This is a genomic window from Brevundimonas sp. A19_0 (assembly GCF_017744255.1).
Classification (GTDB): Bacteria; Pseudomonadota; Alphaproteobacteria; order Caulobacterales; family Caulobacteraceae; genus Brevundimonas.
This window is the reverse complement of record NZ_JAGHQP010000001.1, coordinates 140828-155978: the sequence shown is the minus strand read 5'-3', so window position 1 is coordinate 155978 and position 15151 is coordinate 140828. Positions and strand designations below refer to the sequence as shown.

19 protein-coding genes are annotated in these 15151 nt (G+C 68.1%); 1 reads left to right on the top strand and 18 read right to left on the bottom strand.

Translation table 11 applies throughout. The features are described from left to right. Together J7346_RS00790 and J7346_RS00785 are read right to left on the bottom strand one after the other, a co-directional pair. The gene (locus tag J7346_RS00790) at positions 1-687 is read right to left on the bottom strand and encodes a lysophospholipid acyltransferase family protein (RefSeq protein WP_209116790.1); all 687 of its coding nucleotides are present in this window, start codon (positions 685-687) and stop codon (positions 1-3) included. Then, positions 684-2525 (bottom strand): ABC transporter ATP-binding protein, encoded by a 1842-nt coding sequence (locus tag J7346_RS00785; protein ID WP_209116788.1) that lies wholly within the window; start codon positions 2523-2525, stop codon positions 684-686. The genes J7346_RS00790 and J7346_RS00785 overlap by 4 nt, the downstream gene beginning before the upstream one ends. 89 nt (positions 2526-2614) lie before the next feature. Here J7346_RS00785 and J7346_RS00780 point away from each other — a divergent pair, with 89 nt between their 5' ends. After that, positions 2615-3280 carry a sulfur transferase domain-containing protein gene (locus J7346_RS00780; RefSeq protein ID WP_209116787.1) on the top strand — a complete coding sequence of 222 codons (666 nt, stop codon included), beginning with the start codon at positions 2615-2617 and terminating at the stop codon, positions 3278-3280. Between the two features lie 16 nt (positions 3281-3296). On the opposite strand, the gene J7346_RS00775 is transcribed toward J7346_RS00780, so the two are convergent. From J7346_RS00775 to folE, 16 genes are all read right to left on the bottom strand, one after another. Then, positions 3297-4094 carry a hypothetical protein gene (locus J7346_RS00775; protein WP_209116785.1) on the bottom strand — a complete coding sequence of 266 codons (798 nt, stop codon included), beginning with the start codon at positions 4092-4094 and terminating at the stop codon, positions 3297-3299. A 4-nt stretch (positions 4095-4098) separates the two neighbouring features. Beyond that, positions 4099-4302, bottom strand: coding sequence for a hypothetical protein (locus J7346_RS00770; protein WP_209116783.1), 204 nt, complete (start codon positions 4300-4302; stop codon positions 4099-4101). Between the two features lie 61 nt (positions 4303-4363). Continuing rightward, entirely contained in the window at positions 4364-4621 is a 258-nt protein-coding gene (locus J7346_RS00765) for a DUF4170 domain-containing protein (RefSeq protein WP_209116781.1), read from the bottom strand. 43 nt (positions 4622-4664) lie between these two features. Beyond that, positions 4665-5459 (bottom strand): 3'(2'),5'-bisphosphate nucleotidase CysQ, encoded by a 795-nt coding sequence (locus J7346_RS00760; protein ID WP_209116779.1) that lies wholly within the window; start codon positions 5457-5459, stop codon positions 4665-4667. Further along, positions 5456-6805 carry a TldD/PmbA family protein gene (locus J7346_RS00755; RefSeq protein WP_209116777.1) on the bottom strand — a complete coding sequence of 450 codons (1350 nt, stop codon included), beginning with the start codon at positions 6803-6805 and terminating at the stop codon, positions 5456-5458. Before J7346_RS00755 ends, J7346_RS00760 begins: the two co-directional genes overlap by 4 nt. Positions 6806-6871: 66 nt before the next feature. Then, entirely contained in the window at positions 6872-7300 is a 429-nt protein-coding gene (locus tag J7346_RS00750) for an MAPEG family protein (protein WP_245157532.1), read from the bottom strand. Continuing rightward, entirely contained in the window at positions 7300-9084 is a 1785-nt protein-coding gene (locus J7346_RS00745) for a M14 family metallopeptidase (RefSeq protein ID WP_209117311.1), read from the bottom strand. The genes J7346_RS00750 and J7346_RS00745 overlap by 1 nt, the downstream gene beginning before the upstream one ends. Before the next feature lie 110 nt (positions 9085-9194). Continuing rightward, positions 9195-9773, bottom strand: a complete 579-nt coding sequence (locus J7346_RS00740; RefSeq protein WP_209116775.1) for a DUF1003 domain-containing protein — start codon at positions 9771-9773, stop codon at positions 9195-9197. Positions 9774-9839: 66 nt separating this feature from the next. Beyond that, positions 9840-10457, bottom strand: coding sequence for a hypothetical protein (locus J7346_RS00735; protein WP_209116773.1), 618 nt, complete (start codon positions 10455-10457; stop codon positions 9840-9842). Positions 10458-10487: 30 nt separating this feature from the next. Then, positions 10488-12017, bottom strand: coding sequence for a UbiD family decarboxylase (locus J7346_RS00730; protein ID WP_209116771.1), 1530 nt, complete (start codon positions 12015-12017; stop codon positions 10488-10490). A 43-nt stretch (positions 12018-12060) separates the two neighbouring features. Beyond that, on the bottom strand, positions 12061-12204 hold the full coding sequence (locus tag J7346_RS00725) for a hypothetical protein (RefSeq protein WP_209116769.1): 144 nt from the start codon (positions 12202-12204) through the stop codon (positions 12061-12063). Then, positions 12204-12452 (bottom strand): helix-turn-helix domain-containing protein, encoded by a 249-nt coding sequence (locus tag J7346_RS00720; RefSeq protein ID WP_209116767.1) that lies wholly within the window; start codon positions 12450-12452, stop codon positions 12204-12206. The genes J7346_RS00725 and J7346_RS00720 overlap by 1 nt, the downstream gene beginning before the upstream one ends. A gap of 19 nt (positions 12453-12471) precedes the next feature. Then, a complete protein-coding gene (locus tag J7346_RS00715; protein WP_209116765.1) occupies positions 12472-13317 on the bottom strand; it encodes an aldo/keto reductase in 846 nt (281 codons plus the stop codon). A gap of 64 nt (positions 13318-13381) precedes the next feature. Next, a complete protein-coding gene (locus tag J7346_RS00710; RefSeq protein ID WP_209116763.1) occupies positions 13382-13732 on the bottom strand; it encodes an MmcQ/YjbR family DNA-binding protein in 351 nt (116 codons plus the stop codon). Positions 13733-13806: 74 nt separating this feature from the next. Continuing rightward, positions 13807-14250: a biopolymer transporter ExbD gene (locus J7346_RS00705; protein ID WP_209116761.1), complete on the bottom strand. Its 444-nt coding sequence runs from the start codon at positions 14248-14250 to the stop codon at positions 13807-13809. 157 nt (positions 14251-14407) lie between these two features. Beyond that, positions 14408-15028, bottom strand: a complete 621-nt coding sequence (gene folE / locus J7346_RS00700) for a GTP cyclohydrolase I FolE (RefSeq protein ID WP_209116760.1) — start codon at positions 15026-15028, stop codon at positions 14408-14410. Positions 15029-15151 lie beyond the last annotated feature (123 nt).

The window sequence follows — 15151 nt, the reverse complement described above, 5'->3', positions numbered from 1 at the left end:
TCAGACCCGCTCCAGCCCGGTGATCGCGTCGGCCCGGGCCTCGACGGCGGTCAGGCGCTCGGTCCAGTCGGCGGTGACCGCCTCCATGTCGCCGTCCTCGGGCCAGTGGGCCACGTCCCAGACGATCGCGCCCTTGCCGAAGGGCAAAGGCACCAGCGCCCGGTCCCAGGTTCCCAGCCGGATCGCCGGCTTGCACGACAGGCCGATGAACAGGGCCGGCGCCCCGGACAGCTTTGCCAGCAGCGGCAGGCCCTGCGCCATCTCCCGGGCCGGGCCGCGCGGTCCGTCGGGCGTGATGGCCAGCGCCCCGACCTTCAGCTGCTTCAGCCCGTCGCGCAGGGCCTGGGTCCCACCCTTGGCCTGCTTGGCCTTGTCCTTGTTCGACGACGAGCCGCGAATGGCCGGAAAGCCCAGTCGGGCGACGGCCCGGGCGATGAACTGCCCGTCGGCCGACAGCGAGATCAGCGCCTTGGCCGGCTGGGCCCGATCCAGCGGCCAGCAGGCGGGCGACAGGGCGATCCGCGAATGCCAGAACACCGCCAGCGCGCCGCCGCCCTTTGCCCAGACGGCTTCGGCCTTGTCCTGATCCTCATGGGTCCAGCGGATGGTGGCGAAACAGAAGGCCATCCACCGCGCCAGCAGCCAGGCCAGCAGGCCCTGAATCACCGGATTGCGCAGCGGCCTCACGCCGGGGTCTCCGCCGGCTGTCCGTCCAGCGCCTGACTGCGGGCGAGGCGGGCATAGAGCCCCTTCTGCGCCACCAGGTCGGCGTGACGACCCTGCTCGAGCACCCGGCCCGCCGAGATCACATAGATGCGGTCGGCGTTCTGCACGGTCGACAGCCGGTGGGCGATCATCAGGGTGGCCCGGCCTTCCATCAACCGCTCCAGCGCGGCCTGCACCAGTGCCTCGCTCTCGGTGTCGAGCGCGCTGGTCGCCTCATCCAGCAACAGGATCGGCGCGTCCTTCAGGAAGGCGCGGGCGATCGCCACCCGCTGCCGCTGACCGCCCGACAGGCGCAGGCCCGCTTCCCCGGCCCGCGTCTGATAGCCGTCGGGCAGGGCGGTGATGAACTCATGCGCGGCCGCCGCCCGGGCCGCGGCCTCGATCTCGTCCTGCGAGGCGCCGGGTCGGCCATAGGCGATGTTGGCCGCCAGCGTATCGTCGAACAGGAAGGGCTCCTGCGTGACCAGAGCGATCCGGTCGCGCAGATCGGCCAGCTTCAGCGCGCGGATGTCACACCCGTTCACGGTCACCTGACCCGCCGTCACATCATAGAAGCGCGGCAGCAGGCTCAGGATGGTGCTCTTGCCGCCGCCCGACGGCCCGACCAGCGCCACCGTCTCGCCCGGCCGCACGACCAGATCGACCCCGGACAGGGTCGGGGCGCCGCCCGCTTCCAGCGGCCCATAGGCGAACGACACCCCCTCCAGCGCGACCGTCACCGGCCCGTGGGGCAGGGGGGCCGGATTCGGCGCCTCGCGGATCTCGGGCTCGATATCCAGCGCCTCGAACAGGCGCGATGCCGCCGTCAGCCCCTCGGACATGACGGTCTGCAGATTGGTCACCTGACGCAGCGACTGACCCGCCGCCATCAACAGGCCGATGTAGGCGGCAAAGGCCCCGACGGTCATGCCGCCCTGACGCGCCTGCCAGCCGGCATAGGCCATGACGGTGGCGACGATGATCATGGCCACCAGGTTCGACAGCGGCCCGGCAAAGGCGCGCGAGTCCGCGCTCTTGATCACATGGCGCTGGCGCCGGGCGACCACTTCGCCCACCCGCGCCTGTTCGGCATCCTCACGGTTCTCCAGCTTGATCAGCCGGACCCCGTCCAGGTTCTCCATCAGGGCGGTCGACAGATTGCTGGTCTCGACCATGGCCCCCGTCGTGGCCTTCCGCATGCGCTTGCCGAAGCGCCGGATGACAAAGGCGATCAGCGGCGCGCCCAGCAGCACGATCAGCGTCAGCCGCCAGTCGGTCCACGCCATATAGGCGATCACGGCGATCAGGGTCAGGCCGTGCTGGGTATAGTTGACCATGCCGTTGGTGAAGGCTTCCCGCACCAGATTGGCGTCGAACAGCACGGACGAGACAAAGCCGCCCGAATGCTGCGACCGCAGCCGCGCCAGATCGGCCCGGATCATCGCCCCGAACAGCTTGACCTGGATGTCGCCGACGATGCCGTGGCCCAGCCGGTTGACCAGCGCCGCCTGTCCCAGGGCGGCGATCGTCCAGATCAGCCCGGCCCCGATGATGATGGCCGGAATGCCGAGCAGCGCCCGGTCGGGCGGCACGGTGACCACGCCCCAGATCGTGACGGGCTGGCCCAGGAACAGGCCGTCGATGGCCGGCTCCAGCAACTGCAGCACCGTGGCCGCCATGATCCCGACGATGGCCGCGCAGACCAGCGACAGGCCCAGCGCCCCCTTGTGCCGGGACAGATAGTCCCGCCACACCCGGCCCAGCAGCGGGCGGGCGGGTTTCAGGGTCTCGGAAGGGGCGGGTGCGACAGGCGCGGACATGCCCTCTCGGTCGTCTGATGCCCCGGGCAAGTCAAGCGTCTGGCGAAATTGCATTGGTGCCTTTCCCGGCGAAAGGCTATCTGCCCCGCATGTCGCGCCCTGATCTGTCCACGCGCTGGGGTCGGTTCAAGACCCACCTGTCCTACTGGCTGGAGGACCATGCCTTCCTGCGTGTGGCCTTTTCCAATGCCCACTGGCTGGGCCCCGACCTGGTCCGCACCAACCAGCCCTCACCCGCCCAGCTGGCCCGCTGGAAGGCGAAGGGCATCAAGACCGTCATCAATCTGCGCGGCGCCCGCGACGAGGCCTATTACTGGCTGGAGAAGGACGCCTGCGAGCGGCTTGGCCTGACCCTGATCGACGCCCCGCTGGATTCCCGCGACGTGCCGGGTCCCGATCGCGTCCACCGCGCAAAGGCCCTGTTCCAGACGATCGAATACCCCGTCCTGATCCACTGCAAGTCGGGCGCCGACCGGGCCGGCCTGATGGCGGTCTTCTACCGCCATTTCCATCTGGGCGAGCCGATCTCCGAGGCCATGGGCCAGCTGTCCAAGAAATATCTGCACAGCCGCGAGGGCCTGACCGGCGTGCTGGACTTCTACCTCGAGAAATACGTCCACGAGATCGAGCCGCAGGGCATCGGCTTCCTCGAATGGGTCGACAGCCCCGGCTATGACCCCAAGGCCATCCGCGCCGAGTTCAAGGCCGGCTGGTGGGGCACCCTGCTGACGGACCGCCTGCTCCGGCGCGAATAGTCACCCCGCCGTAAGGCTAGTCCGGAAGCGAGAGGCGCATAGCCCATCCCCACGCCACGCTCACGACGCGCAGCGGGTCGAGGCCGGAAAGCGCGACCGTGAGAGTCCATAGATCGCTGGAATGGATGTCGCCGCCCAGCACCAGGACCCGGCACTCATGGTCATTCGGACAGTCGTCCCGTGTGGCCCTGACGTGGGTGAGGTCGCCGAGCTCAAGCACCGCCAGACCCTCGCCCCGTGTCGGGCACCGGTCGGGGTTCCGGCAGTCCCAGGGCACGCGCTGTCCGGTCCGCGCGTCGACCGCCAGGGCCTCGATGATCTGTCCGGCCAGCCAGGCCGTGTCGGCATCCTCTGCGTCTATGTAAGCGGCGCGTCCTGCGCCCCACTGAGAGCAGGCGATGTCCTGGGCGATGTGCAGGGCCTCGGGGGTCCCGTCGCCGCGTTTCGGCTCGATGGCCATGAGGGCATAGGTCGTCCGGGACACAACTTGCGTGGCGCGCCGGATGCCGTCACCCCGGTCAGGCCCCACGGAAATCGAGAAGCGGTCTTGCTCGCAAACGCCGGGCGCGTTCTGCGACGCCCGCATCCGTGTTTCGCCACGAAGACCGATGCCGTCCCCCGTCAGGTACGAGGGCCCGGACCACATCTCCGTGTTGGCTTGAAAATCGCGCAAAACGTCGTCGATCGACGGCTCGTCCGTATGGTCCTGGGCGCCGGCGGGCGTCGCCAGCAGTGCGACGGAAAACAGTAGCACGCCCAGCTGCAGGGCACGCTCCGTCAGCGAGCGATGGATCAGGCTTGCCGTGTCGCCCATCGCCTCAGCCCCACGGACCGCCTGAGCCGCCGCCCTCGGCGCGTTGCTGGGCCTCACGTCTTGCCTTGCGGTCGGCTTCCCACTGCTTGAACCAGCGGCGATAGTCCCGTGCCCCGCGCAGCACGAACAGCCAGTAGATCAGGGTGGCCAGCAGCAGGGTCAGGCTCGCGACCTCCTGCACACCCAGGGTCTGTCCAAACAGGGTCATCGCACGTCTCCGCCGTGAGCCGTCAAAGGTCTCACGAACCCGGTCGCAACGCCAGTGCGGCTCAGTGCGCGTCGCCGCGCGGATCGATCATCCGGTGCGCATGCAGAATGAAATAGCGCATGTGGGCGTTGTCGACGGTCGCCTGGGCCTTGGCCTTCCACGCCTTCTTGGCTTCCTCATAGTTGGGGAAGGCGCCGACGAAGTCGATCTTCGACAGGTCGCGGAACACGGGGGCGTCCAGGTGACGCAGTTCGCCGCCGATCACCAGATGCAGCAGCTGATCGGGGGACTCGACGGTGGTCTTGTGCGTATCGGTCATGGGCGGCTGGCCTGCAGGCAGGCCTCCTGATGCAGGGGAGGGGTCAACTCGCCCGGGGGATAGCCCCGGTTCGCTCCAGGATCAACGGGTGCAGGCCCGGTGCCGCGCAGACCAGACTGGCCTGACGCGGATCGGGCCGGTTGAAGCGCCAGTCCTCGCCCAGATGGTCGGTCACGATCGCCCCGGCCTCGCGCGCGATCAGGGCGCCTGCCGCGACATCCCAGTCCCACTTGGGCGTCAGCGCCACTGTGGCGTCAAAGGCGCCTGCCGCGACCAGCGCCATCCGATAGGCCAGGGCGCTGCGCTTTTCGAACCGCATGGGTGGCCAGGGCGTCACCCACTGCGGCCCCTGGAGCATCTGGGCGCTGGCCAGCAGGGAGGCGTCCTCCAGGGCATCGGTGTCGCTGGCCCGGATGGTGGCATCGTTCATCCGCGCGCCGCCGCCCGCCGTGGCGACAAAGATCTCGCTGCGCTCCGGCACATGGATGACGGCCGCCACCGGCTGACCGTCCTCGATCACGGCGATCGGAATGCACCACCAGGGCCGGTTGGCGATAAAGGCCTGGGTGCCGTCGATCGGATCGACGACGAAAATGCGCCGGTGCTTCAGCCGCTCGGGGCTGTCCGGCGTCTCCTCCGACAGCCAGCCGTGATCGGGCCGTGCCGCCAGCAGCCGCTCCTTGAGAAAGGCATCGACCTTCAGGTCCGCATTGGTGACCGGCGATCCGCCCGACTTGCGCTCGATCTCCAGCCCCCGCGCGCGCTCGGCCAGCGCCAGGTCCGCACCCTCGCGGGCGGCCTCGACGATCAGGGCAAGGTCGGCCGCCAGATCGGTCATTTGCCGGCGACGGCCACCGCATCGAACAGCAGCGACGGGCTGTTGAACGACGACCGGAACTCCAGATCGCTGCCCGCCACCATCCGCATCCACAGCTGGCGCAGATTGCCGGCCACGGTCACTTCGCTGACCGGGTGGACGATCGCGCCTCCCTCGAACAGGAAGCCCGAGACCCCCGCCGACCAGTCGCCGGTGTTGGGGTTCAGCGACGGCCCGAACATGGAGGTGACCAGCAGGCCGGTGCCCGCCTGACCCATCAGCCCGGCCAGATCGGCCTCGCCCGGGGTCAGGTGCAGATTGTGGGTCGAGACGCCCGACGGCCCGGCCAGCCCGCGTGAGGCATGGCCCGTGCTCTCCAGTCCCAGCTGCGCCGCCGCCGCCGTATTCATCAGCCAGGTGGTGATCACGCCCCGGTCGACCAGCGCCCGCTCGACGACTTCGACGCCCTCATCATCGAACGGGGTCGAGCCCAGACCGCGGGAGCGGAACGGGTCGTCGATCAGCGACAGATGGGCGGGCAGCACGGCCTCGCCCAGGGCGTCCTTCAGGAACGAGGTCCCGCGCGCGATCGACGGGCCGGAAATGGCACCCAGCAGCGGCGACAGCACCTGGGTCGCGACCCGGTTCTCGAAGATGACCGGCAGGGTTTGCGAGGCGATCTTGCGGGCGCCGACCCGGGCCACGGCCCGCCGTCCGGCCTCGCGCCCGAGCGTTTCCGCCGCCGGCATGTCCGACAGGTGCCGCAGGGTGCGATGCTCGCCGCCCCGCTCCATCTGACCGTCCTTCTCGGCGATCACGCCCGCGCCCAGCGAAAAGGCCGTGCCGCGATACTGGCCGTCGAACCCGTGCGAGGTCACCAGCCGCCAGGCGCTGCGCGAGGCCGAGGCATGGCCGCCTTCAGACCGCGCCACGCCGTCGACGTCCAGCGCTGCCGCTTCACAATCGCGCGCTGCCGCCTCAAGCGCCGCCGGCTCGGGGAAGTTGGCGTCATACAGGTCCATGTTGCGGAACGGCGCCCGGGCCAGCCGCTCTTCCGGGGCCAGGGTGGCATAGGGATCTTCGGGGGCCAGCCGCGCCATGGCCACAGCCCGCTCGATCAGCCGGGCCCGCGTCGGGGCTGACAGGTCCGAGGTCGAGACCGTCGCCTGACGCCGGCCGATGAAGACCCGAAGGCCCAGGTCGTGCGCCTCCTCGCGCTCGACGTCCTCCAGCGCCCCGTCGCGCACGCCGACGGACAGCGAGGTCCGCTCCGAGGTCACCGCCTCGGCGGCATCGGCCCCGGCCCGGAGGGCGGCGCCGATCACATCATGGATCAGATCAGGGGAGGGAGCAGGGGAATCGGCCATGCCCCGATATGGCGGCCACGGCCCCCGGGGGCAACCGCCATGGCAACCGTCCTCCCCCGCCGGGTGTCAGCCCAGCGCCCGACCGATCAGCAGGCCGGCCGCGAACAGCAGCACCGCATAAGTCAGCACCATGCCGAGGATGCGGCCCAGCGACGGCCCCTTCTGGAACAGCAGGCCCGCCGCATGGATCATCCGTCCGACCAGCAGGGTCGCGCCCAGCGCATGGATCAGCAGCGGCGTGGCCCCCGTCAGGGCCAGCAGCAGCAGGGCGATCAGCCCGGCCGGGATGTATTCCGAGGCATTGCCGAATGCGCGGCCGGCCGCCGTCAGCGACACATGGCCACCGTCGCCGAAGGCAACCTTCAGGCGGCGCCTCTGGCCGACCACACCCCACGACAGCAGCACCAGCCACAGCACCAGCAGGCCGGCCCACAGCGACAGTGCCTTCAGCGCCTCCGGGTGGGCTGCGGCGCCCATGATGTCCGACAGGGTCATCAACGTGTCTCCCGCGCGATCGGATACAGGTTGAAGCGGTCGTCATAGAAGGGCGTCCGCTCATAGAACCACGCCAGCCGCGCATCCCCATTGGCGGCAAACCCGGGATCAGCGGCCAGCTTGGCCTCGAACTCGGCCTTCAGCGCCGGATCGGCGGCCATCATCGCCTCGGCCAGCGGGGCGATGGCATAGCCCTCAATGTACTCGACCCGGTTCAGCACCTCGAGGAACATGCCCCAGGCAAAGAAGCTCTCGGTCGACTGCGGCTCCAGCAACAGCACCACCACATCGCCCAGCGGCTGGTCGGTCGGCACCCGCACCGATCCGGCGGGGAAGGTCCATTCGCGGGCCTCGGGCGTGACCCCGCCCACGCGCACCGGCACATGGCCCTCATTGGTGCGCGGCGACAGGCGGACGTCCTCCAGCCGCAGCATCACGACCGGCACGGTGCGCGCCTCGGTCAGGGTCTCCATCTCGATGCCGTGCATCTTCAGGCGTTCGACGATGTCGGCCCGGTGCGCGGGCACCCAATAGGCCTCGGGCCGCGCCAGCTCCAGCGTCGGCACCGAGCCGTAGAAGGGCATCTGCCACAGCTCGGGATCGGCCACGCCCAGCCAGCGCACCTCCTCGCGCCCCGACGCCGGGCTGACATAGGTCTCATAGCGGATGCCCTTGAACGCCCGCGTGGTCGAGGGCTCCTTCTCGGGCTCGAAATTGGTCGGGATGGTCGCGGGCCGCAGCGCCCGGTCCGCCTCGACCGCCGCGCGCAGATCGTCCCCGTCCCCGGCCAGCACCTTCAGCGCCGTCTCCAGGAAGACATAGGTGCCCAGCACCCGTTGGTCATAGGGCTTCAGGCTGTGGTTCTCGATCAGGATGGTCGGCACATGGGCGGCGGACCCCCAGCCGTTCGAGAAGCGCTCGCCCAGCCCGCCGTCCGACAGGCCGGCACGGGGGTTCTGGTCGTCGATGCCGAACACCAGCTCGCCCGGGATGTGGCCCTGGGCCTCCAGCGCGTCATTCATGGCCGGCTTGAAGGCGGCGTCCAGCCAGCGGGCGGTCGAGGGGCTGCGCGACCACACCCCGTTCTCGCCGTTGTAGCCATAGGTCACGTCATATTGATAATCGAGACCGTCGGTGACGTGGATGTCGACATACAGGTCCGGCTGATACTTCAGCACCAGACCGCGCACCGCCTGCATCTCGGCCTGGTCCAGCTTCATATAGTCCCGGTTCAGGTTCTGGTTGGTCGCCGTATTGCGCCAGCCCTGCACCCGCGGTCCGCGCTGGTTCGGCCGTGAATAGGCGCTGGCCCGCTCGTGGCCGTCCACCGACAGGATCGGGATCAGGATCAGATTGGCCCCGTCCAGCAGGTCGTCGCGCCCGTAGAAGGCGATGTCGCGCAGCAGCATCATGCCCGCGTCCTTGCCGTCGATCTCGCCGGGGTGGATGCCGGCCTGCGCCAGGATCACGGGCTTGGACGGATCAAGCGTCGCCCCGTCCTTGGACGCGATCACCGCATAGATCGGCCGTCCCTCGGGCGAGGTGCCGAACTCCTCGATGCGGATCCAGTCCGACGCCGCATCGAGCCGGTCGAACCAGGCGCGCGTGTCCGCATAGTTCGGGCTGAAGTCCAGCTCCGGGTCGCGCTCGAAGTCGGTCGCCCACGGATCGGACGCCGGGCGCAGCAAGGACCGGCTCGCCCCATCCCACGCCGGCGCCGGCGGCAGGAACCGCTGCGGATCGTACAGGGCCTGGTTGGACGAAGACGGCATACTCTGGGACATCACGGGACTCGCAAACGGGATCACTGCCAGACTGACGGCAAGGGCATAGGCGATACGGGGCGTTTTCATGCCCCCGTCATGGCCCGGGCCGCCCTTTGATGGCAACCCTCTCATACCCCGGTTCGTCCATCCGCCGCCGGGTCCAGTCGCTCGACCAGTCGTGTCAGCAGGGCGATCTGCTCTGCCTGTCGGGCCAGCATGGCTTCCATCTCGACGGTCCGCATCCGGTCCATCTTTTCGTGCAGGGCCATGATCTCGATCTCGGCCTTCAGATTGACCTCATAGTCATGGGCCGCATCGGCCCGGTCCTTCGCCCCCTGCCGGTTCTGGCTCATCATGATGACCGGGGCCTGGATGGCGGCGACCATCGACAGCATCAGATTGAGGAAGATGAAGGGGTAGGGGTCGAACGCCGCCCGCGCCATCGCCAGGTTCAACCCGACCCAAGCGGCCAGCACCCCACAGAACAGGACGATAAAGGTCCACGACCCGCCGAAAGCCGCCACCCGGTCGGCCAGCCGCTCGCCGAACGTCGCCTCTGCCGCGAAGGCCGTGTTCACATTGTGCGAGATCGGGGCATGCGCCTCGGCCTTCATCAGGACCCGCCGTTCCCGCTCGCCGAGGTCCTCGGGGCTCTTGCCGAACCATTTCTGCGCGGCATGGGTCAGGGTCTGGACGGGGGTGGACATGGGCTCGCCTCGGCTGTGGATGAGACGAGCTTAGGCCGCTCTCCGGCCCCATGTCATCGGGCAGGCTCAGCCCTGCAGCAGCGACCACCCGCCCGCCTGGATCACCACATTCAGGGCCCGGGCCGTGGTGAACAGATGATAGGCGACCAGCACCAGCAGCGCCCCGATCACCAGCTTGTGGTTGCCGGCAAATGCCCCGATCGAGGTGCCGCAGATGAAGATTGCCATGCCGATCCAGAAGATCGGACCCAGCGCAATCTGACCGATCTCTCCACTCAATCCCGTAATGGCAAAGAAGGTCAGGGCGATCAGCAGGTTCGCGGCCAGCACACAGCCAAACACGATCCGCCGCTGGGCCCAGAAATGGTCGTCCAGATCGACGTCCCGCCCCTCCATCGCCACCCTCGGAAAGGTCACGCTGGCCGCCACATAGAAGGTCCCGGCCACCACCAGCCCCAGCACCAGCAGCGCGAAGTTGAACGGCGCCCCGCGAAAGATCACCCAGGCCTGGTTCCAGAAGGTGGCGATGTCGATGGCCACGAACACCGCCAGCAGCGGCGTGAGCCAGCCAAACCGGATCCGCTCGCGCTCATGCAGCACCCGCGAAAACCCGCTGACCAGCTCCGCCACCGACAGCCCCAGCAACAGGCCATAGAAGCTGAAAAAGAACTCGAACGCGCTCATGCGACCCCCCGGCGCCAGTAAGGTCTCAGCCTACTTCCAGATCGGTGTTCCGTCACCGGGCAGGCCCAGCCGGTCCCACATGTCGCTGACCCGCTCGACCACGGCGTCGTCCATGCTGATTTCCTCGCCCCATTCGCGTTTGGTCTCGGGCTCCCACTTGTCGGTGGCGTCGAGGCCGATCTTGGAGCCCAGACCGCTCTCGGGGCTGGCGAAGTCGAGGTAGTCGATCGGCGTGTTCTCGATCAGGGTGATGTCGCGGGCCGGGTCCATCTTGGTCGAGATGGCCCACATGACGTCCTTCCAGTCGCGGGCGTCGATGTCGTGGTCCACCACGATGATCCACTTGGTGTACATGAACTGCCGCAGATAGCTCCAGCAGCCCATCATCACCCGCTTGGCGTGACCGGGATAGGCCTTCTTCATGGCCACCACGGCGATGCGATAGCTGCACCCCTCGGGCGGCAGCCAGAAGTCGGTGATCTCGGGAAACTGCTGTTGCAGCAGGGGGATGAAGACCTCGTTCAGCGCCTCGCCCAGCACGCTCGGCTCGTCCGGCGGCCGCCCGGTGAAGGTGGTCAGATAGATGGGGTCGCGGCGCATGGTGATGGCCGACACCTGGAACACCGGGAAGGTCTCGACCGAGTTGTAATAGCCCGTGTGGTCACCGTACGGCCCCTCGGGCGCGTGCTCGTCAAGCAGGACATGGCCCTCCAGCACGATCTCGGCGGTGGCCGGCACCTGCAGGGGCACGGTCTTGCAGTCGACCAGCTCGGCCTTCTGGCCGCGCAGCAGGCCTGCGAACTGGTATTCCGACAGGGTGTCCGGCACGGGCGTCACGGCTGCCAGAATGGTGCCCGGATCGGCCCCCAGCACGACGGCGCAGGGCAGGGGCTCGCGCTTTCCGGCCTTGCGATGACGGGCATAGTGCTGGGCCCCGCCCCGGTGGGCCAGCCAGCGCATGATGGCCTTTTCTTTGCCAAGCACCTGCATGCGATAGATGCCGAGGTTGAAGTCGTCCTCACGGTCGTCGGACGGCCCTTTGGTCACCACCAGACCCCAGGTGATCAGCGGCGCGGGCTCGCCCGGCCAGCAGCCCTGGACCGGCAGGGCGGTCAGGTCGATCTGGTCGCCCTTCAGCACCACTTCCTGCACCGGGGCCTTTTTCACCACCTTCGGCCGCATGGCCATGACGGTCTTGGCCAGCGGCAGCATCTCCATGGCGTCGGCCAGACCCCGCGGCGGGGTCGGATTCCTCAGAAAGGCCAGCAGCTCGCCGACCTCGCGCAGCTCGGCGGCCGTGGTGCGGCTCTTGCCCTCCAGCGTCACGCCCATGGCCACCCGCTTCACCGTGCCGAACAGATTGGCCAGACAGGGGATGGGGCTGATCGAGCCGTCCGGCATCACCGGCTGTTCGAACAGCACCGCCGGGCCGCCATTGCGCAGCAACCGCGTCTGGATTTCGGTCATCTCGAGGTGCGTGGACACCGGCTCGGTCACCCGCACCAGTTCGCCCTCGGCTTCCAGCAGATCGATGAATTCGCGCAGGGACTTGTAGGCCATGGTTCGCTCCGGAAGACCGGGACGGCTTAAGCGCCCCGGAGCGTCATGTCACGATGAGCACGAGGCAAATCACAAGGCCGAGCCCGATACCGGCCGCGGCGCCGAACCGCACGGCCCCGCCATCGCGCGCGCCGTCACGCCATCCGGTGCCAAGGCCTCGCAGGAACATCTGTTTGCGTCCGCGCATCAGTAGGCTCGCGTATCCGACACCAGCGCCCAGACCGGCAGGTGCAGATGGCGGGTGGCGGCCGCGATCAGCATCGAGTCCATGCGGGCGTGGCCGGCTTCCAGTCTGCGGAGGGCTTCGGGCGTCAGCTTCAGGGCGCCGGCCAGACTGTCGACATCGACCCCGCGCTGGCCGCGCCAGTGCTTCAGGCGTCGGCCGATGGCGGCATCGGCCGGGTCCGTGCCCGGAAACGGCAGCACACTTCCCACGTCGAACCTCCCACGGTTCTTATCGTTGGGCGGTATCCTGATCCCATTCAAAGGCGTCGTCCAGCCAGTCGCCCAGCCGGCCGTCGGGACGCGCCAGCGCGTGGAGGCGCGCCATCTCGTCTTCGGTCAGGGTAAAATCGAAGATGTCGAGGTTCTCGGCCGCCCGGCTTTCCTTCGAGGTCTTGGGGATGGCGATCACACCCTGCTGTACGATCCAGCGCAGCGTCACCTGGCCCGCCGACTTGCCGTGGGCCTCGCCGATGGCGCGGATCGTCGCGTCCTCGACGATCTTGCCCTGGGCCAGCGGCGACCAGGCCGTGATCGACGATCCCAGTGCCTCGGCCGTGTCGATCAGCGTCTTCTGCGACAGATAGGGATGGTACTCGACCTGGTTGGTGATCAGCCGCGCCTCGGAAAGCTCCTGCGCCTTCTTCCATTCCGCCGACGGGAAGTTCGACAGGCCGATGGCCCGCGTCAGGCCGCGCGACTTCGCCTCATTCAGCGCCCCGATCGTCTCGGCCAGCGGCGGCGTCGCCTTGGGCCAGTGCAGCAGCAGCAGGTCGGGCGCGGTGCCAAGGCTCTCGGCCGACTCCTCCGCCTGCTTCAGCAGGGCGTCATGGCTGAAATGATCGACCCAGATCTTGGTCGTCAGCCAGAAGCTGTCGCGCGCCACATTCGCATCGCGAATGCCCTCGCCGACGCCCTTTTCGTTCCGGTAGATCCAGGCGGTGTCGACATGGCGATAGCCGTGGGTCAGGGCATGACCCACCATGTGCCGCGCCTCATCCGGTTCCAGCTGCCAGGTGCCGAGCCCCAGCAGGGGAATCTCGTGTCCGTCGACGGTCAGCGTATCGGCTTTGGGCATGGGGGCGTCCTGACTGGAAGGGGGCCTTAGCTAGGCCTCCGCCCGCCCGGATCAAGGGCAGGCCTCAGTCGGCGACCCCCAGCTCCGGATGCGCCTTCCCCAGCTTCGCCGGGGCCACCTTCCGCCACCGGCGTGCCAGCTCGGCTTTCAACCACTCCGGATCGACCCGCGCGATGCGGATCAGGACATAGCTGTAGGACCGATAGTGGTCGGTCAGGTGAAAGACCTCGGGGTCCACCTCCAGCAACAGGTCGCGCCGCTCCCGGTCCCCGACGTCCAGCGCCAGACTGTCATCCTCGGCCCGCAGGCGCGTCAGGAATTTGCCCGCAATCCGCCAGCAGGGCTCGCCATACGCCGTCCCATGTTCCGCCCCGGGCAGGGCCATGATCAGGGCGTCGATCTCATCGGCGGTCATGCCCGGCTCCGAATCAAAAAGGGCCGCCCCCGGTCAGGAGCGGCCCTTGAGGCATCAGGCGCAGAGCCCCGGTGCTATTCGATGTCTTCGTTGATCAGGCCGACCTTCAGGAAGCCGCTCTGCTGCAGGGTGTTCATGACGGTCATGAAGTCATTGTACATGACCTCGGCATCGGCACGCACGAACACGCGCTCTTCCTGGCAGGCGCCGCCGCCCAGAGCCGCACAGACGTCGACCGGCAGGCTGGCGATGCTGCTCTGGGTCAGCTGGTCGCCCCGGCCGACGAACAGATCGCCGTAGCGCTGGATGTTAATCACCACCGGCTCTTCAAACTCGGCGCCCGGAGGCGGCGGGCTGGCCGGCGGCAGGTCCAGGCGGATCGACACCGTGGCCAGCGGGGCAGCGACCATGAAGATGATCAACAGCACCAGCATGATGTCGACGAACGGGGTAACGTTGATGTCGGCGTTCTGAGCAATCGTCTTGCCGCCGCGCGGCCCGGACAGTTTGGCACCCATGGGGGTCGTCTCCGTATCATGCCGCCACTCGGGGCGCGCGCGTGGATCAGGTTCCCCCGTCTCTTGGCGTCCCTGAAGGCGGTTGTAAAGCGGTCAGAGGCCTCGAAGGGTTCCGTTTGTGCGGATTACCCCCCACAGGCGAACCGGCCCGGGCGTATCAGCCGCGCGCCAGCTTCAGGAATCGCTCCATCTGCGCCGGATCGCTCTTGAACACGCCGGTAAAGCGGGTGGTGATGGTCGACACATGGCGATGGTGCACGCCGCGGGTGGTCATGCACTGGTGCTCGGCGTCGATCAGCACGGCCACACCGGCCGGCTTCAGGTGCGATTCGATGGCCCCGGCGATCTGGTTGGTCAGCACTTCCTGGGTCTGCAGGCGCTTCGAGAAAATCTCGACCACCCGGGCGATCTTGGAGATGCCCACCACCTTCTCGGTCGGCACATAGGCGACATAGGCCTTGCCCAGGAACGGGGCCATGTGGTGCTCGCAGTGGCTCTCGACCTCGATGTCGCGCAGCAGCACCATGTCGTCATAGCCCTGCACGTCCTCGAAGGTGCGCGACAGTTCCTTGGCTGGATCGGCCTCATAGCCTTCGAACCATTCGGCATAGGCATCGACCACACGCTTTGGCGTATCGATCAGTCCCTCGCGGTCGGGATTGTCCCCCGCCCAGGCCAAGAGGGTGCGCACGGCCTTGAGGGCTTCCTCGCGGCTGGGGCGCACCAAGGGCGAATCGGAATCTGCGACCAGGGCCGGCTTTTGCACGATGGCATCCATATCGATGTACTGGCGACGAAGTTGCGCCGGAACGAGGGTCCCGGAAATGACGCGCGCCGCTCTCCCTTTTTTCTGCGGGAGCGAACTGTCTGGTTGGACGCGTCCCGTCCCGGCTATATGGGA